The following is a 19304-nucleotide window of genomic DNA, read 5'->3' on the forward strand; positions in this document are numbered from 1 at the left end:
GTTAAAATTGTGTTTATTTTAACACTTCAGCAACCATATCACCTATTTTAGCCGGAGATTCAACAACATGAATTCCATTTTCTTTTAAAATAGCCATTTTTGCCTGAGCAGTATCATCTTTACCACCTACAATAGCACCTGCATGTCCCATAGTTCTTCCTTTTGGTGCAGTTTGCCCTGCTATAAATCCGATAACAGGTTTTTTGTTTCCTGTTTCTTTTACCCAACGAGCAGCTTCAGCTTCTAATTGACCTCCAATTTCACCAATCATAACAATACAATCAGTTTCAGGATCATTCATTAATAATTCTACAGCATCTTTAGTTGTTGTACCAATAATTGGATCTCCTCCAATACCAATAGCAGTTGTTATTCCATACCCTTTTTTCACTACCTGATCAGCAGCTTCATAAGTTAAAGTTCCTGACTTTGATACAATACCTACTCTACCTTTTTTAAATATAAAACCTGGCATTATACCTACTTTTGCTTCTTCAGGAGTAATAACTCCCGGACAGTTTGGCCCTACCAATCTACACTCTTTATCCTTAATATAAGCCTTTACTTTAACCATATCAGCAACAGGAATTCCTTCAGTAATACAAATAATTACTTTGATTCCTGCAGCAGCAGATTCCATAATTGCATCAGCAGCAAATGCAGGAGGAACAAAAATAATAGATGTATCTGCAGCAACTTTATCAACAGCTTCTTGTACTGTATTAAATACCGGTTTATCTAAATGTGTTTGTCCACCTTTACCAGGTGTAACTCCACCAACTACATTTGTTCCGTATTCAATCATTTGAGATGCATGAAAAGTACCTTCGCTACCTGTAAATCCTTGGACAATTATATTTGAATCTTTATTAACTAAAACGCTCATTTAAGTGTATTTTTTATTTATAAAATGTATAGTATTACAAATGTAATTTTTTATATGCTTAAGGTGCAATAAAAAATTATTTTTTTTGATTTTTAATTAGTTGTTTAATTTCCGCTATTTCTTTTAATTTTTTTCTGGATTCTTCTATTGGAGTACCAAAATAAGTTTTATTTCCTTGAATGGATTTTGTTACTCCTGTTTGTCCTAAAATTACAGCTCCTTTTCCAATTGTAATACCACTATTTGTTCCTACTTGTCCCCATAGCGTAACCTCATCTTCAATAACCACACATCCGGCAATGCCTGTTTGTGATGCAATTAAACAATTTTCACCAACTATGGTATCATGTCCAACTTGTACCTGATTATCTATTTTGGTTCCTTTTTTAATGGTTGTATTTGCGGTAACTCCTCTATCAATAGTACAAAGTGCTCCTATATCAACATTATCTTCAATTAATACACTTCCGCCTGATAAAAGTTTATCGTACCCTTCTTTTCTTTTTTTATAGTAAAAAGCATCAGCTCCCAAAATAGTTCCTGAATGTATGGTTACATTATTCCCTATTACACAATTATCATAGATAACCACATTGGAATGAATCAAACAATCATTTCCAATAATTACATTATTTCCTATAAATGCATTTGGTTGTATAATTGTACCTTCACCTATTTTAGCTGAGGGTGATACAACTGAACTCGATGCTTTAAACGGATTAAAGTATTTGGTTAATTTATTAAAATCGGTAAATGGATCTTTTGAAATTAATAAAGCTTTATCCTTTGGGCATTTAACTTCTTTATTAATCAGTACAACTGTTGCTTTTGAATTTAAAGCCTTATCGTAATATTTAGGATGATCAACAAAAACTATATCTCCATTTTCAACAACATGAATTTCATTAAAACCTAATACTGGAAATTCGGAAGGTCCTACAAAAGGTACTCCAATTAACTCTGCAATTTCTTGTAAAGTATATTTACGTGGAAATTTCATATACAGTTTATTCTTTAACTCTCTCTAAATAAGCTCCTTTTGCAGTATCAATTTTAATTTTATCTCCTTCATTAATAAATAAAGGTACATTGATACTTGCTCCTGTTTCAACTGTTGCAGGTTTAGTTGCATTAGTTGCTGTATTGCCTTTTACCCCAGGCTCAGTATGTGTAATTTCTAAAACTACACTTGCCGGCATGTCTACCGATAAAGGCATATTGTCTTCAGTATTAATAATTATAGTTACAATTTCTCCTTCTTTTAAAAGGTCAGGAGCATCTAATACCGTTTTTTGTAAAGTTATTTGATTGTAATCTTGAGTATTCATAAAATGAAATGACTCTCCTTCTGCATATAAGTATTGAAACTTTTGTGTTTCAACTCTAATATCATCTATTTTTCTACCTGCAGGAAATGTATTATCCAACACTTTTCCTGATGATAAACTTTTTAATTTAGTTCTAACAAAAGCAGGACCTTTACCCGGCTTAACATGTAAAAATTCTACTACTTTAAAAATATCATTATTATGCTTTATACATAATCCATTTCTTATATCTGATGTTGTTGCCATATTAAATTTAATTTTAACTTCCATTATAACCTTTCATTATTCCTCGTTGTGAATTTTTAATGAAAAGTATTATTTGATCTCTTTCTTTAGTTGCTTCCATTTCGGCTTCAATTTTTTCTAAAGCCTGAGTTGTATTATAATTTTTCTGATATAAAATTCTGAAAATATCTTGAATTTCTCTAATCTTCTCAGTTTCAAACCCTCTCCTTCTTAATCCTATTGAATTTATTCCAATGTATGATAAAGGTTCTTTTCCGGCTTTTGTATAAGGAGGTACATCTTTTCTAACTAAAGATCCTCCTGAAACCATTGCATGCTCACCTATATGTATAAATTGATGCACAGCAACCAATCCACTCAAAATGGCATAATCACCAATAGTTACATGGCCAGCGATTACAGAACCATTAGCTAAAATACAATTATTACCTATAATACAATCATGTGCAATATGTGTTGTTGCCATAATTAAGCAATTTTCACCTATTTCAGTTCTGCCTAAAGCTTTGGTTCCTCTATTTATTGTTACACATTCTCTAATAGTTGTATTATCACCAATAACAGCTAAAGAATCTTCACCATCAAATTTTAAATCTTGTGGAATTGCTGAAATTACTGCTCCGGGAAAAATTCTACAATTTTTTCCAATTCTTGCTCCTTCCATAATAGTTACATTAGAACCTATCCAGGTTCCTGAGCCTATTATTACATTATTATGAATAGTGGTAAATGGTTCTACAACTACATTGGTTGCAATTTTTGATCCCGGATGTATATATGCTAAAGGTTGATTCATTATTCTTGTGTTTTTCTTGCAATTTGTGCCATTAATTCTGCTTCAACTACTAATCTGTTATTTGCATATCCACAAGCCTGCATATGACAAATTCCTCTTCTTATTGGAGTAATAAGTTCCGCTTTAAAAATTAAAGTATCTCCCGGTAATACTTTTTGCTTAAACTTAACCTTATCCATTTTCATAAAATAGGTTAGATAATTTTCCGGGTCAGGTACAGAACTTAACACCAACACGCCTCCACATTGAGCCATAGCTTCAATTTGTAATACACCCGGCATTACAGGAGCTCCTGGAAAATGACCTATAAAAAAAGGTTCATTCATTGTTACATTCTTCATACCAACAACATGTTTATCAGACAATTCTAAAATTCTATCTATTAACAAAAATGGCGGCCTGTGCGGAAGGATACTCATAATTTTTTGTGTATCCATTAAAGGAGGTTGATCTAAATCAAATTTAGGAACATTATTCCTTTTTTCTTGTTTTATGATCTTCTGAAGTTTTTTTGCAAAATTAGTGTTTACTAAATGTCCCGGTTTATTTGCTATTACTTTTCCTCTAACTCTTGTTCCAACCAGTGCCATATCTCCAACTACATCTAATAATTTATGGCGGGCAGCTTCATTTGCCCAACGCAAAGTAAGGTTATCAAGAACTCCATTTGGTTTTACAGTTAAAGAGTCTTTTTTAAATACTTCTTTTAATTTAACCATAGTTTCATCAGAGATTTCTTTATCTACATAAACTATAGCATTATTTAAATCTCCGCCTTTTATTAAATTATTATCTAAAAGCATTTCTATTTCATGCAAAAAACTAAAAGTTCTTGCATCGGCAATTTCATCTTTAAAATCGGAAAGTTTTTCTAATGTTGCATTTTGCGTTCCTAAAACCTTGGTTCCAAAATCAACCATTGCTGTTACTTGATATTGGTTGCTTGGCATTAAAATTATTTCACTTCCGGACTCTTCATCTTTATATGATATAATTTCTTTTACAATATACTCTTCACGTTCAGCTTCTTGCTCTTGTATTCCTGCTTTTTCAAGCGCTTGAATAAAATGTTTAGAAGAACCATCCATAATTGGAGGCTCAGCAGCATTAATTTCAATAATAATATTATCAATATCTAAAGCTACAATAGCAGCTAAAACGTGTTCTGAAGTGTTTATTGAAACTCCTTTTTTCTCTAGGTTTGTACCTCTTTGAGTATTTACAACATATTCAGCACTAGCTTCAATAATAGGTTTACCTTCTAAATCAATTCTAACAAAAGCATAACCATTATTTATGGGAGCAGGTTTAAAAGTCATATCAACTTTATTCCCTGTATGCAAACCAACACCCGATAGTGTTACTTCTTTTTTAATAGTCTTTTGTTTTTTACTCATTTTCATTTTTTAAAGCTTTTAATTCTTTTTTTAATGAATTTATTGTTGCTACCAAATCTGGTAATTTTTTAAAATAAACATACGATTTATTAAAATCAGAATATCCTATAGCCGGTGTTCCTTGTAAAACTTCGTTGTCTTTTACATTTCGTGCAATACCTGTTTGAGCTTGAACACGAACATTATTACCAATAGTTATATGACCAACAATACCTACCTGACCTCCCATCTCACAGTTTTTTCCAATTTTAGTTGAGCCTGCAATACCTGTTTGAGCTGCAATAACAGTATTTTCACCTATTTCAACATTGTGTGCTATTTGGATTTGATTATCTAATTTAACCCCTTTTCTAATAATTGTAGAACCTAAAGTAGCTCTATCAATTGTTGTTGCTGCACCAATATCTACATTATCTTCAATTACAACATTACCTATTTGTGGTATTTTACTGTAAGCACCTTCACTATTTGGCGCAAATCCGAAACCATCAGCTCCTATAATTGCTCCAGAATTTATTATGCAATTATTTCCTATTTCAGTCTCAGAATATATTTTAGCACCGGCATAAATAATAGTATTATCTCCTATTTTTACATTTTCACCTATATAAGTATTAGGATAAATTTTAACATTATTGCCTATTTTAACATTACTGCTAATATAACTAAATGCACCTAAATATAAGTTTTCGCCATAACTTGCGCTATCGCTTATGTATACATTAGGATCAATACCTGTTTTACTTAGTTTAACTTGATTGTAAAACTCCAAAAGTTTAGAAAATGATTTATAAGCATCTTCAACTTTAATTAGAGTTGTAAAAATCTCTTTTTCAGGTACAAAATCTTTATTTACAATAGCAATAGATGCTTTTGTAGAATATATATAATTTGTGTATTTTGGATTTGATAGAAACGTTAACGATCCTACTTCTCCTTCTTCAATTTTCGAAAGTTTATGCACTTCAACATTTTCATTCCCGCAAATTTCACCTTCTAAAATTTCTGCTATTTGGTTTGCTGTAAATTTCATCAATTGCAAAAGTAAAAAAAAAGTTGAACTCTACCTATTTCTTTGGGTAGCAGATATAATACTTATACACTGGCTTTGATAGCGCTTTAATATTTAAATGGTCGGAAGCCTCTGTAACATCTTTAATATCACCGTTCTTATACAAAATGCGAATATTATTTTTAGTTGAATCGTAAGCCTGATTAAATATTTTACCATAGTAAACAAAATAATCAAGTTCTTTATTATTTAGTATAAAATTGTTTTTAACTTCCTTTTTTATAGTTGATAAATAACTTCCTGCATATTTTTTATTATGAATTTCTACCTTTGGTAATTTTCTGTTAATCAAACTTTCAGATAGTTTAGAAATTATTTTATCATCACATGAAATCCACTCTTTAATTGATGATAAAACGTCATAATCATCCATTCTTGCAAAAGTTTTTAATGTTTCTTTTGTAAAATTATGATCATCAATTTGATTTTTTAGAAAGAATGAAAATGCTTTACTTGCCGGCATTTCTTTTCCCTGCAATGTTATTTCTTTGGCTCTTTTTAATATTTTTTCGAGCAATTTTTCTGCAACCAATCCTGTTTTATGCAAATATACTTGCCAATACATTAATCTGCGTGCCACAATAAATTTCTCAACAGAGTAAATTCCTTTTTCTTCAACAACCAAATTATCATCTTTCACATTAAGCATGGTAATTAATCGTTCCGAATTAATATTCCCTTCGGCCACACCTGTATAAAAACTGTCACGTTTTAAATAATCTAACCTATCCATATCTAACTGACTGGAAATTAGCTGGAATAAAAATTTACGATGATAATTACCTTTAAAAATCTCAATTGCTAAAGAAAGTTTCCCATCAAATTCTTCATTTAAAGCTTCCATAAATTTTAATGATATTGCTTCATGATGAACTCCTGTAACAATACTACTTTCTAAAGCATGTGAAAAAGGACCATGACCAATATCGTGCAACAAAATTGCTATATAAACGGCATTTGCTTCATCTTCTGAAATTTCTACACCTTTAAATTGCAAAATTCTAACTGCTTTTTGCATTAAATGCATACTCCCTATTGCGTGATGAAACCTGGTATGATGAGCTCCCGGATACACTAAATACGACAATCCCATTTGTGATATTCTCCTTAAACGCTGAAAATAAGGATGTTCTATTAAATCATAAATTAAAGGATTCGGAATTGTAATAAAACCGTAAATTGGGTCGTTTAATATTTTTAGTTTGTTCGTTTTTTTTTCGGTCAAAACTCTTATTTTTAATAATCACTACAAATATAACAACAATATGAGCAAAATAAACATTTTATGGGTTGATGATGAGATAGATATTTTAAAACCTCATATACTATTTTTAGAAAAAAAAGGATACACTGTTGAAACGTGCAATAATGGTGCCGATGCCATTGAAATGTGCGAACAAAATACTTACGACATTGTTTTTTTAGATGAAAACATGCCGGGTTTAAGCGGATTAGAAACGTTAACAGAAATTAAAGGCAAAAAACCTAATGTTCCTGTTGTAATGATTACTAAAAGCGAAGAAGAATATATTATGGAAGAAGCTATTGGTAACAAAATAGCCGATTATTTAATAAAACCTGTAAATCCGCATCAAATACTTTTAAGTTTAAAGAAAAATTTAGATATATCGAGATTGGTTTCAGAAAAAACTACCTCAAACTACCAGCAAGAATTTAGAAAAATAGCAATGGATTTAGCTATGGTAAATTCTTATAAAGAATGGGTTGATATTTACAAAAAGCTCGTTTATTGGGAACTTGAATTAGAAAACATTTCTGATACCGGTATGATTGAAATTTTGGAAAGTCAAAAACAAGAAGCTAATTCTTTATTCTTCAAATTCATTAAAAAAAATTATAAAGATTGGCTATTTGATGATGATGTTCCTGTACTTTCAAACACTTTATTTAAAAAAATAATACTTCCTGAAGTACAAAACTCTAACGGAACTTTAGTTGTTGTAATAGATAATTTACGCTACGACCAATTTAAAATACTCGAATTAACAATAAATAGGTATTATAAAAAGCAAGAAGAAGTATCGTATTTCAGCATTTTACCAACGGCAACACAATATGCCCGAAATGCTATTTTTTCAGGTCTTATGCCTTTAGAAATGGCACAAAAATATCCTAATTATTGGAAAGATGATATTGATGATGGCGGTAAAAATTTATATGAAGAAGAATTTTTAACAGAACAACTAAAAAGACTTAAACAACATATTAAAACCGATTTTTATAAAATAACCAACTTAAAAAACGGTAAACAACTGGCTGATAATTTTAATTCTGTGAAAGAAAATGATTTAACTGTTATTGTTTATAATTTTGTTGATATGCTTTCTCACGCTAAAACAGAAATGGAAGTAATAAAAGAATTGGCAAGTGATGACAAAGCGTATAGATCACTTACCAATAGCTGGTTTAAAAACTCTCCTTTATTGGAAATAATTCAAAAAGCTCAAGGTCTTGGATTGAAATTAATTATTACAACAGACCATGGTACCATAAACTCTAAAACACCTGCAAAAGTAATTGGAGATAAAAATATAAGTTCCAATTTACGTTACAAAACAGGTAAAAGCTTAACCTACGATGAGAAGGAAGTATATGCAGTTAAAAATCCAAAAGAAATTTTACTTCCTTCAATAAATGTTAGCAGTTCATATATCTTTGCAAAAGAAGATTTCTTTTTTGCATATCCAAACAATTACAATCATTTTGTAAAATATTATAAAAATACCTACCAACATGGTGGAATTTCTTTAGAGGAAATGATAATTCCATGTGCTATATTTGTACCTAAATAAATTTAGTGAATGATTAAAAATTACTCTTTACAAGAACTGCCGGAAATAGCGAAGGAGGTTGTTAAAAATTCAAAACATAAAGTTTTACTTTTTTATGGTGAAATGGGTGTTGGTAAAACAACATTAATTAAAGAAATTTTAAAAGAATTAGATGTTATTGACAATGTAAGTTCTCCCACCTTTTCATTAGTTAATGAATATCATACAAATAATGATGAAAAAATCTATCATTTTGATTTTTATAGAATTGATGATGAAGAGGAAGCTTTAGATATGGGTATTGAAGAATATTTTTACAGCAATAATTGGTGTTTAATAGAATGGCCAAATAAAGTTGAAAATTTAGTACCTTTAAATTCTGTAACTATAACAATTACATCAAACAAAAATCAGCTAAGAACCATAGAACTTAAAAATAATGAGTAAAAAAATTACTTCACCTTTTAGTAAACAAGAACTAATACCACAAGAAGAAACCTTAGAAATTATTAAACAAAAAGGTGAACTAGTAATTGGCATACCAAAAGAAACACATTATCAAGAAAAAAGAGTTTGCTTAACTCCAGATGCCGTTGCAGCACTTACAGCTCATGGACATAAATTTGTTATAGAATCAGGAGCAGGTGAAGGAGCAAATTTTTCGGATAATGAATACTCTGAAGCAGGTGCTAAAATAGCATACGATGTAAAAGAAGCTTTCGGGTGTCATATTATATTAAAAGTTGAACCTCCATCATTAGATGAGATTAAATTTATCAATCCACAAAGTGTCCTATTCTCTGCTTTACAATTAAAAACACAAACTAAAAAATATTTTGAGGCATTAGCAACTAAACGAGTTACAGCAGTTGCTTTTGATTATATTAAAGATGAACATGGTGTATATTCTATTGTAAAATCTTTAAGTGAAATTGCCGGTACAGCTTCAATTTTAATTGCTGCCGAACTTATGAGCAAAGTTAATGAAGGTAATGGACTTTTATTAGGTAATATTGGTGGTGTACCTCCAAGTGAAGTTGTTATTTTAGGTGCCGGAACAGTTGGTGAGTTTGCTGCAAGATCAGCCATTGGTTTAGGTGCAAGCGTTAAAGTTTTTGATAACTCGTTAACAAAATTAAGAAGCTTAAAACATAGATTGGGCTATCAAATTTATACTTCAACCATACAACCAAAAACCTTACAAAAAGCCTTAATGCGTTGTGATGTTGCTATTGGCGCCATTAGAGGAAACTCCCGAGCACCAATTATAGTTACCGAACAAATGGTAGAACAAATGAAAGATGGTGCTGTAATAGTTGATGTTAGTATTGACAGAGGCGGCTGTTTTGAGACTTCGGAAGTAACAAATCATAAAAATCCAACACTTCAAAAACATGGTGTTATACATTATTGTGTTCCAAATATACCTTCAAGATATTCCAGAACTGCCTCAGTTTCAATAAGTAATATTTTTACTCCTTACCTTTTAAGCATTGCTGAAGAAGGTGGATTTGAAAATGCTGTTCGTTTTGACAAAAGTTTACAAAATGGTATGTACTTTTACCACGGTATTTTAACTAACAGAACAGTTGCCGATTGGTTTAATTTACCGTATAGAGATATTAATTTATTGTTTTTGTAAAATGACTTTTAAACAACGTTTACCTTTTTTTTTAGTTGGATTAACTATTGGAATTATTGCTGTAATTTTCTTTTTTGGAAAAAAGAAAACTACTTTTGATTACGGTCCAAATGCACGAGTTTTAAAAAATATCAGCATTAAAAAACATATTTTTTCTGAAGAAATTTTGCAATCAATTAATTCTAACAAAATAGATACTTCTACAATTTCTCTTATTTTAAAAGAAGGAAAAGCTGATATGTGGAATAAAATTAAACTTGATACTTGTACCGAATATAATATTAAAGGCACTAAAAGTTTGAAAAATATTATTTTAACTGTTAAAAATTGTGATTCAACTGCTATAATTGAAAAAGTTACTTTTGAGTAGCGATATCTGAATAATAGTGTTCTTTTATTTTTTTTACACTTTTAATTGATTTTTCTAACCATTCTAAATATTTTATATTTTTTTCTATTTCGGTAAGTTGCCAATTAACATCCGATTTTTTTAACCTTTCATTTAAGTTTTGAAGTATAATTGCTGCTGCAACCGATATATTCAAACTCTCGGTAAAACCTACCATTGGTATTTTTAAAAACCCGTCAGCATTATCCATTACACCTTTTGATAATCCTGCTTTTTCTACACCAAAAAAGAAAGCCGATTTTTGTGTTATATCAAAATCATGCAAATAACACGATTCATTATGTGGTGTTGTAGCAATAATTTTATATCCTTTCCTTTTTAAGTTACTAATACAATCTAACGTATTGTTTGTATCTCTCTTTTTATAGTAAAAAAAATCCAGCCATTTTTGAGCTCCTTTAGCTACTTTATTTGAAGCATAAAATCTATATTTATTTTCAATAACATGTACATCTTGTATTCCAAAAACATCACAGCTTCTAACTACTGCACTCGCATTATGAGGTTGAAAAATATCTTCAATGGCAACTGTAAAATGTCTGGTACGTTCATTTAATACTTTTTGAAATAATTTTTTTCTGTTATCTGTCACAAATTGTTCCAAATAGGTTATTAATTTATAATCAATCATTTTAAATACTCTTTTATTCAAAGATAAAATTTTACATTTGAAATATGAAAAATATAGTTGTTCTATCTGGCGCCGGAGTTAGTGCTGAAAGTGGTATCAAAACTTTTAGAGATGCCGATGGCTTATGGGAAGGCCATAATGTTATGGAGGTAGCATCAACAATAGGTTGGGAACAAAATAAAAAAGTAGTATTGGATTTTTATAACAAACGCAGAAAACAATTATTTACCGTACTGCCAAATGAAGCTCATAAAGCTTTGGCTAAATTACAAAACAACTACAATGTTACTATAATTACCCAAAATGTTGATGATTTACACGAACGTGCAGGAAGTAAACATGTTTTACATTTACATGGCGAATTACTTAAAGTAAGAAGCACTAAAAATCCTAATTTAATTTATAAATGGGAAAAAGATTTAAATATGGGTGATTTTTGTGAAGAAAATTCTCAATTAAGACCTCATATTGTTTGGTTTGGAGAAACTGTTCCTCTTTTTGAAAATGCTATAAAATTAACTTCTAAAGCTGATATTTTAATAATTGTAGGAACATCTATGCAAGTATATCCAGCAGCCAATTTAATTAATTATACAAAAAACAATATTCCTATTTATTTTATTGATCCAAAACCAAATATTCAAAAAAATTATTTTTCTAACTTAACTGTAATTGCTAAAAAAGCATCGGTTGGTGTAACAAAAGTGGTTAGCTTATTAATTGCTTAACTTTATTATATAACTCACCTTTAGAAATAACACTTCCCATTTCAATCAGTTCAAACAGTTCAGTATTTCGTTCTTTAGCATATTTTTTTGAAGCTTTGAAATATTCAATACTGTCATCTAGCGGATGATTTAAAAACCAATTAAAATCGTTATCATTCAAAAAACTTTTTCCAGGATTGTTTAATTTGATGTAAATTCTGATGATTTCTTTAGAATTACATCTAAACAAATTTATATGATTAGCTGAAATATGCTCCAGAAATTCTGTTTTAAACAGCACATCTTCCCAAACTATATCACTAAAAATATTCAACTCTTCTTCTGCAATTAAAGGTTTTTCTTTCTTAATTGTTTCCCATTCTTTTACATCAATTTGTTGCGAAGCTAAAAATTCAGCAAATTCTTTGTGTAACTCTAAAAATTGTTCTTTTGTTAACTGTCTGTATTTCATTGTAAATGGTGATTAAGTTTTTCGATTTCGCTCAAAATAAACTTCATCGAAATCACAATATCAGGTCACATCGAGACTTCTCTCAGTAACCATAAAAAAACCGCCCATTTTGGGCGGTTCAAAGATATAAAAAATTAAATTTTAGAAAATATAACGTAATCCAAATTGCATTTGCCATCTAGATAATAAACTAGAATCATACGCAAATGTTTTTTGTAAACTTGGATCAAATGTGTACGTTGGAGTTTGAGTTTCAGCATCAACTGTAACACCAACAGGCTGTAAATTTCTTGGTTGTTGCACTAAGCCCCAATCAGAATTAATTAAATTACCAAAGTTTAGAATATCAATACTAAATTGAATAGTATTAGTTTTATCATCAGAAACTTTGATTTTATAATCTTGCATTATTTTCACATCCCAACGGCTTCTCCAAGGTGATGTAGCCCCATAACGCTCAACATAATTTCCTCTTCTATCTTTTAAATAATCATCTTGTTGAATGAATTTTTCAAAAGCTTCAGCTTGTCCGGCTCCACTAAATTGCATTTGAGAAATTTCAGAAGCTGTTGGTACATACAATAAATCATTTGCTGAAGATCCGTCTCCGTTAATATCTCCTCCATAGGTGTAATTAAACCTACCTCCCTTAGCATATTCAAAGAATGTTGCTATAGAAGTTGTCCATTCATCTCTATTACCGTACGTAAAAGCTTTTGAAGCAACGCCAATAATTCTGTGTGTATCTCCATATTTAGAGTGTGAACGCACATCGTTATTAGCATTTCCAACAATTGGGTTAAAATCAAAGGCATCACCTGTAATTTCAGCTTCAATAGAGTTTACATCTTTAGAATCAAGATAGTTATATGCTAAACTTGTAAACCATCCATTTTCAAATGTTTTTTGTATTTTAAATGTTGAGTTAAACGTTCTTCCCTTATCAGAATTTGTAAATACGTAGGCATTATTAACTTTATCAGAAGCTAAATAATAAGCTCTATTATCTACACCGGCTAAAGTTCCGGTTGGAGATTTAAGTCCCCAGTTTTGAACATGAGCTCCATTAATATCTTTAGTGTAAGCTAAATCAATTGTAGCTATAATTCCATTTTCAAACTTTTTATCAACTCCTAAACTTGTTCTCCAAACTTGAGGCCATTCAAAGTCAGGATCAACAATTTGTAAAAATCCATCATCAGCACCACTTACTTGGTTTCCTAACCATACAAACGGGAAACGACCTGTAAACAATCCTGAACCTCCTCTTATTTGTAATGTTTTATCTCCTTTTACATCCCAGTTAAAACCTACTCTTGGTGAAATTAGAACATCATCAGTTGGAAGTTTTGTTGAAATTAATTTTACTGCTTTACCATTTGAAGGATCGTAATAATCAACACTTTGATCTCTTGTAGCACCATTTTCAGTATCCATGTACTTTTTGATTAAATCGTCTGTATTAAAATACAAAGGTTGATCAAAACGGATACCATACGATAATTTGAATTTATCACTCACACTCCAATCATCTTGCAAATAAAATGAAAACTGACCTACATTTGATTCTGATAATTTCCATCCGCCGTCTTTTCCGTCACCTGCAGCATTTGAGCTTTCATATACACTTTGTGCATAAATTAAATTAGCCGCCAAAATTCCGTTTGGATCTTGAGCATCTTCTAAGAAAGCTGCTACTGAAGGATATGGGCCAAAAGTACCATAATAACCTCCATGAGTTCCGTATGTTCCAAAGTTCTCGTAACCTGTTAAGTTAAATGAGTTTTTAAAAGCAAACTTTTCAAATGAAAAACCTGCTGTAAATACATGATCACCACTAAAGTAGTTTAAGTTATCTGTAATTTGATATACTTTTTGATCTAACTTATTATTGATAGAAAAAGCTTCATGACCTGCAACTATATAATTACTTCCTCCTTCTAAAATGTTTATAATTGGAGCAGGAGTTGAAAAAGGATTTCTGTAATCGTCAAAATATGAATAACCTACTTGTAATTTATTGGTTATTTTATCGGAAAAAGTTGAATTCAATTCTGCTAAAAACGAATTTAAATTGTTATTTATCTGATAACCTGAGTTTTGAAACTGTAAAGTAGATGCGCTCGGTCCTCTGGATATTAACGCAGTTGGATGTCCCGGTTTATCTTTTGAAGCATCTAAGAAATTATAAATTAAAGCCAAACGGTGTTTTTCATTAATATTCCAATCTAATTTAAATATTCCTTTAGTAGATTTAGATTTGTGCATAAATCCTTCATAAGCTCCAGGATCATATCCTGCATTTAATAATGCTTGTTGTACAGCCATTAAATCAGATTCCATAACTCTTGACTCGTTAATTGCTCCTGTACCTCTGTTTGGCAACCAAGTTTGTCCTAAATCTTCTCTGTCATCACTTTCAAAGTTCGCGAAGAAAAATAATTTGTTTTTAATAATTGGTCCACCAATACTTGCTCCAAATTGTGTTTGTTCTAATTTAGGAACATAAATATCTTCTCCTTTTATTTTATCTCCCGTAAAATCCTGATTTCTGAAATATCCGTAAACAGTGCCTGTAAATTCGTTTGTACCACTTTTAGTAACCGCATTTACTGAAGCTCCTGTAAAACCTGATAATGTAACATCGTAAGGTGCAGTTGCTACTGAAATTTGCTCTATTGCATCTAATGATACCGGTTGAGAGTCTGTTTGCCCACCAGGTGTAGCAGCATCTAAACCAAACGGATTGTTAAAAATTGAACCGTCTAACGTAAAATTATTAAACTGATCGTTTCTTCCTCCAAAAGAACCTCCTGAAGCTGAAGGATCTAATCTTGTAAAATCAGAAGATGATCTTGAAATAGAAGGTAAAGTAGTTAATTCTCTTTTCCCTACACTTGTTTCAGCACCTGTTCTATCATTATTAAATGTTGAACTCTTACCACCTGTGATTACAACCTCATCTAATATTTCGCTTTCATTAGCTAATTGAACATTCAGGTCAAAGGCTTTCCCTAAATCTAAATATACTCCTGTATATTCAACAGTTTTATAGCCTACATAGCTAATGGTAATTGTGTATGGACCTCCAACACGTAAGTTTGGAATGGTAAATCTACCTCCTTCTAAAGTCATAGTACCGGCTACAGTACCGGTAGGCATGTGCTTAGCTACTACATTTGCACCAAATAAGCCTGTTGAAGTTTCATCATTAACTACCCCTTGAATTTTTGATGTTGTTACCTGAGCAAAACTTGTAACAATTGAAATTAAAGTAATTAAAAATGAAAATAATAGTTGTTTTTTCATACGTTAAATGTTAAGTTATGATTTATTTATTGTTAAGCCCAAAAATAAAAAAAGCTCACTTTCAAAAAGTGAGCTCTTATATAACTTTATTAACTAAATTTTGTTAATTACTTTGCTTCAGCAACAATTTCAATTGGAAATTCTACAACAACTTCTCTATGAAGTCTAATAGTTGTATTGTATTTACCAACTCTTTTTATGTTACCACCTTCAACTTTAATGTACTTTTTATCAATTTCTTGACCGGCAGCGGCTAAAGCTTCAGCAACATCACTATTATTTATTGATCCAAATAATTTAGTATTATCGGCTGTTTTAGCAGTAATTTTAATATCTAATTCTTTAAGAGCATCTGCAATTTTAGTTGCATCTTTTATCAATTTCTCTTCTTTATATGCTCTTTGCTTCAAAGTTTCTGCCAATACTTTTTTAGCAGAAGATGTAGCTAATACTGCAAATCCTTGAGGAATTAAAAAGTTACGACCGTAACCATTTTTAACAGTAACAACATCATCTTTAAAACCTAAGTTTTCAACGTCTTGTCTTAATATAATTTCCATAATTCCTTCCTCTTTTATTTTAACATATCACCAACGTATGGCATTAAAGCTAAGTGACGTGCTCTTTTAATAGCTACCGAAACTTTACGTTGATATTTTAATGAAGTTCCTGTTAAACGTCTAGGTAAAATTTTTCCTTGTTCGTTTACTAAATATAATAAGAAATCAGCATCTTTATAGTCAATATATTTGATACCATTCTTTTTAAAACGACAGTATTTTTTTACTTGTTTAGTGTCAATATCTAACGGAGTAAGGTAACGTACTTCACCTTGTTTTCCACCTTTTGCTTGTTGTTCTATAGACATACCCTGTTATTTTTTAGATGATTTAACTCTTTCTTTTCTTTTTTCTGCCCAAGCTGCTGCATGTTTATCTAACTTAACAGTTAAATAACGCATAACGCTGTCATCTCTTCTAAATTCCAGTTCAAACGGTGCAATAACCTCACCTGCAACTTTGTATTCGAATAAGTGATAAAAACCACTTTTTTTGTTTTGGATTGTGTAAGCTAATTTTTTTAAGCCCCAATCTTCTTTCCAAATCATTTCGGCACCTTTTGAAACAAGATAGTCCTCAAACTTCTGTACTGTTTCCTTTACCTGAACATCAGATAAAACGGGATTCAAAATGAAAACAGTTTCGTAATGATTCATAATTAAGTATTTAAATTTTATTTTTAAGGCTGCAAATATACAATAATATTATTAATTAACAAGTCTTCTTCTAAAGAAATAAAACCTTTTATGTAACTTTTTTTATTGTCTTTTAAAGCTTTAATTTCTAATTTTGATTTTACTACTAACACTATTAATACAAAAAATAATTTAAAAATTATGAACAAGTATTTCTTATGTGTCATTATATTTTTTTTTATTCAAACAAGTTGGGCACAAACGGTTAAAGGCAAAATTATCAATCATCAAAAAAAACCAATAGAAAGTGCATACATATTTCATCAAAAAAGTGGGAACCACGAACATACTAATACTAATGGAGAGTTCACTTTTGAAAATATTTCAAAAGGCGATACTCTAAAAATCAGTCATATTGGTTATGAAAATACCTATATTGTTATTGATGATTTTACAAAACCGAAAATTATTGAGTTAAATGATAAAACTATCCTTTTAAATGAAGTTACTATTTTACCCAAAATAAATGCTTTAAACTTAGTTACTAAAATTGATATACAAACAAACCCGGTAAATTCATCACAAGAAGTTTTACGCAAAGTTCCCGGCTTAATAATCGGTCAACATGCCGGTGGTGGTAAAGCTGAACAAATATTTTTACGAGGTTTTGATATTGACCATGGTACCGACATTAATATTATGGTTGATGACATTCCTGTAAATATGGTGTCGCATGCTCATGGACAAGGATATGCCGATTTACATTTTTTAATTCCGGAAACTATTGACAAAATTGATTTTGGTAAAGGAACCTACTACGCAAATAAAGGAAATTTTGCAACTGCCGGTTATGTTACTTTTGAAACTAAAGAAAATATCAAAGAAAATACTATTAAAGTAGAAGCCGGCAAATTTGATTATTCACGAATTTTAGGTTTATTAAACTTCTTGAATACTGAAAATGAAACCGCTTATTTAGCTTCTGAATATATTTTAACTGACGGTCCTTTTGAAAGTTCTCAAAATTTCAGCAGAATTAATTTAATGGGGAAATATACAAGCTATTTAAAAAACAATAATAAAATTAACATTACAGTATCTCACTTTACCAGTAAATGGGATGCTTCTGGTCAAATACCTCAACGTGCTGTTAATAATGGTCTAATTAGCAGATTTGGAGCTATTGACGATACTGAAGGCGGTGAAACCAGCAGAAGTAATGTACTTTTTAACTATAAAAAATCGATAAACGACAATTCTTTTATAAAAAATAGTGTTTTTTACTCAAAATACGATTTTGAGCTCTATTCAAATTTCACCTTTTATTTAGATGATCCTGAAAATGGAGATCAAATTAAACAAAAAGAAAGCCGTGATATTTATGGATTTAAAAGTGAATACAATAAACTTACTGAAAATGTAGACAATAATACATTATTTCAAGCAGCTATAGGTTTTAGAAACGATCAAATTAAATCAAACGAATTATCACATACGCTAAATAGAAAAACAACCTTAAATAATATTGCTTTAGGAGATGTTGATGAAACTAATTTCTATAGTTATATTAATACAGAAATAAGCTTAGGAAAATGGGTTATAAACCCGGCATTACGATTAGATTATTTTAAATTTAATTATAATGACGCGTTAGTTGATGATTATAAAACACAATCAGAAAACAAAGCTATTTTAAGTCCGAAACTTAATTTTTTATACAATTATTCTACTAACTTACAACTGTATTTAAAAACAGGCAAAGGTTTTCATTCAAATGATACACGTGTAGTTGTTGCTGAAAATGGCAAAGAAATTTTACCTGCTGCTTATGGCGCAGATGTAGGTTTTATATGGAAACCGACACCTAAACTTCTAATAAATAGCGCATTATGGTACTTACATTTAGATCAAGAGTTTGTTTATGTTGGTGATGCCGGTATAGTAGAACCTAGCGGAAAAACTGAACGAAAAGGTGTTGATTTTGGTGTACGTTATCAAGTAAATGATTGGATTTATTTTAATACCGATATAAACTATACATATGCACGTGCAAAAGAGGAACCCAATGGTGAAGATTACATACCATTAGCGCCGGATTTAACTATTTGTGGTGGAATTTATATACTCCATCCAAGTGGTTTTTATGGTGGAATAGATTACAGACATATAAAAGATCGCCCTGCAAATGAAGACAATTCAATTGAAGCTGAAGGTTATTTTATTACAGACATCAATGCAGGTTATAAATGGAATGATTTTGATTTTGGTATTACTATTGAAAATCTTTTTGATAATGATTGGAATGAAACACAATTTGCTACAGAATCCAGATTATATAATGAGCCTGAAAGTGTAGAAGAAATTCATTTTATACCTGGTACTCCATTTAATTTAAAAGGATATATCCGCTATATTTTTTAAG

At 30.4% G+C, this 19304-nt stretch carries 19 protein-coding genes; 6 read left to right on the top strand and 13 right to left on the bottom strand.

Annotated elements, in window-relative coordinates; translation table 11 throughout:
• Positions 1 to 13: 13 nt before the first annotated feature.
• From sucD to HGB55_RS07995, 7 genes are all read right to left on the bottom strand, one after another.
• Complete coding sequence (gene sucD, locus HGB55_RS07965; protein WP_168816363.1) at positions 14 to 886, bottom strand: succinate--CoA ligase subunit alpha; 873 nt, start codon at positions 884 to 886, stop codon at positions 14 to 16.
• Positions 887 to 962: 76 nt separating this feature from the next.
• Positions 963 to 1886, bottom strand: coding sequence for a UDP-3-O-(3-hydroxymyristoyl)glucosamine N-acyltransferase (locus HGB55_RS07970; RefSeq protein WP_168816364.1), 924 nt, complete (start codon positions 1884 to 1886; stop codon positions 963 to 965).
• Positions 1887 to 1893: 7 nt separating this feature from the next.
• A complete protein-coding gene (efp, locus tag HGB55_RS07975; RefSeq protein ID WP_168816365.1) occupies positions 1894 to 2460 on the bottom strand; it encodes an elongation factor P in 567 nt (188 codons plus the stop codon).
• Positions 2461 to 2473: 13 nt separating this feature from the next.
• Positions 2474 to 3256, bottom strand: a complete 783-nt coding sequence (gene lpxA / locus HGB55_RS07980) for an acyl-ACP--UDP-N-acetylglucosamine O-acyltransferase (RefSeq protein WP_168816366.1) — start codon at positions 3254 to 3256, stop codon at positions 2474 to 2476.
• A complete protein-coding gene (locus tag HGB55_RS07985) occupies positions 3256 to 4653 on the bottom strand; it encodes a bifunctional UDP-3-O-[3-hydroxymyristoyl] N-acetylglucosamine deacetylase/3-hydroxyacyl-ACP dehydratase (RefSeq protein ID WP_168816367.1) in 1398 nt (465 codons plus the stop codon). Before HGB55_RS07985 ends, lpxA begins: the two co-directional genes overlap by 1 nt.
• On the bottom strand, positions 4646 to 5686 hold the full coding sequence (gene lpxD / locus HGB55_RS07990; RefSeq protein WP_168816368.1) for a UDP-3-O-(3-hydroxymyristoyl)glucosamine N-acyltransferase: 1041 nt from the start codon (positions 5684 to 5686) through the stop codon (positions 4646 to 4648). The genes HGB55_RS07985 and lpxD overlap by 8 nt, the downstream gene beginning before the upstream one ends.
• A 34-nt stretch (positions 5687 to 5720) precedes the next feature.
• On the bottom strand, positions 5721 to 6950 hold the full coding sequence (locus tag HGB55_RS07995; protein WP_168816369.1) for an HD domain-containing protein: 1230 nt from the start codon (positions 6948 to 6950) through the stop codon (positions 5721 to 5723).
• Positions 6951 to 6990: 40 nt separating this feature from the next.
• On the opposite strand from HGB55_RS07995, the gene HGB55_RS08000 reads away from it, so the two are divergent.
• From HGB55_RS08000 to HGB55_RS08015, 4 genes are read left to right on the top strand one after another with little or no spacing between them, the layout of a single operon-like run.
• Complete coding sequence (locus HGB55_RS08000; protein WP_168816370.1) at positions 6991 to 8538, top strand: bifunctional response regulator/alkaline phosphatase family protein; 1548 nt, start codon at positions 6991 to 6993, stop codon at positions 8536 to 8538.
• A gap of 9 nt (positions 8539 to 8547) precedes the next feature.
• Entirely contained in the window at positions 8548 to 8964 is a 417-nt protein-coding gene (gene tsaE / locus HGB55_RS08005; RefSeq protein WP_168816371.1) for a tRNA (adenosine(37)-N6)-threonylcarbamoyltransferase complex ATPase subunit type 1 TsaE, read from the top strand.
• Positions 8957 to 10159 carry an alanine dehydrogenase gene (locus HGB55_RS08010; protein ID WP_168816372.1) on the top strand — a complete coding sequence of 401 codons (1203 nt, stop codon included), beginning with the start codon at positions 8957 to 8959 and terminating at the stop codon, positions 10157 to 10159. Before tsaE ends, HGB55_RS08010 begins: the two co-directional genes overlap by 8 nt.
• A gap of 1 nt (position 10160) precedes the next feature.
• Entirely contained in the window at positions 10161 to 10529 is a 369-nt protein-coding gene (locus HGB55_RS08015) for a hypothetical protein (protein WP_168816373.1), read from the top strand.
• Here HGB55_RS08015 and HGB55_RS08020 read toward each other — a convergent pair.
• Positions 10516 to 11199 carry an RNA methyltransferase gene (locus tag HGB55_RS08020; RefSeq protein ID WP_168816424.1) on the bottom strand — a complete coding sequence of 228 codons (684 nt, stop codon included), beginning with the start codon at positions 11197 to 11199 and terminating at the stop codon, positions 10516 to 10518. The genes HGB55_RS08015 and HGB55_RS08020 overlap by 14 nt on opposite strands.
• Positions 11200 to 11243: 44 nt before the next feature.
• Here HGB55_RS08020 and HGB55_RS08025 point away from each other — a divergent pair, with 44 nt between their 5' ends.
• Entirely contained in the window at positions 11244 to 11927 is a 684-nt protein-coding gene (locus HGB55_RS08025) for a Sir2 family NAD-dependent protein deacetylase (RefSeq protein WP_168816374.1), read from the top strand.
• Here HGB55_RS08025 and HGB55_RS08030 read toward each other — a convergent pair.
• The 5 genes from HGB55_RS08030 to rpsF all read right to left on the bottom strand — a co-directional run bounded on the left by HGB55_RS08030 (position 11908) and on the right by rpsF (position 16903).
• Positions 11908 to 12378, bottom strand: a complete 471-nt coding sequence (locus HGB55_RS08030; protein WP_168816375.1) for a DUF6495 family protein — start codon at positions 12376 to 12378, stop codon at positions 11908 to 11910. The two genes, HGB55_RS08025 and HGB55_RS08030, sit on opposite strands and share 20 nt — an antisense overlap.
• Before the next feature lie 141 nt (positions 12379 to 12519).
• Positions 12520 to 15687, bottom strand: a complete 3168-nt coding sequence (locus tag HGB55_RS08035) for a carboxypeptidase regulatory-like domain-containing protein (protein ID WP_168816376.1) — start codon at positions 15685 to 15687, stop codon at positions 12520 to 12522.
• Between the two features lie 107 nt (positions 15688 to 15794).
• Complete coding sequence (gene rplI / locus HGB55_RS08040) at positions 15795 to 16247, bottom strand: 50S ribosomal protein L9 (RefSeq protein WP_168816377.1); 453 nt, start codon at positions 16245 to 16247, stop codon at positions 15795 to 15797.
• A 14-nt stretch (positions 16248 to 16261) separates the two neighbouring features.
• Positions 16262 to 16555, bottom strand: a complete 294-nt coding sequence (gene rpsR / locus HGB55_RS08045; protein ID WP_168816378.1) for a 30S ribosomal protein S18 — start codon at positions 16553 to 16555, stop codon at positions 16262 to 16264.
• Between the two features lie 6 nt (positions 16556 to 16561).
• Positions 16562 to 16903: a 30S ribosomal protein S6 gene (gene rpsF, locus HGB55_RS08050; protein ID WP_168816379.1), complete on the bottom strand. Its 342-nt coding sequence runs from the start codon at positions 16901 to 16903 to the stop codon at positions 16562 to 16564.
• Positions 16904 to 17083: 180 nt separating this feature from the next.
• Between rpsF and HGB55_RS08055 the strand changes: the two genes are divergently transcribed.
• Complete coding sequence (locus HGB55_RS08055) at positions 17084 to 19303, top strand: TonB-dependent receptor plug domain-containing protein (RefSeq protein WP_168816380.1); 2220 nt, start codon at positions 17084 to 17086, stop codon at positions 19301 to 19303.
• Position 19304 lies beyond the last annotated feature (1 nt).

It is taken from the genome of Lutibacter sp. B1, from assembly GCF_012524075.1.
Taxonomy (GTDB): domain Bacteria; phylum Bacteroidota; class Bacteroidia; order Flavobacteriales; family Flavobacteriaceae; genus Lutibacter.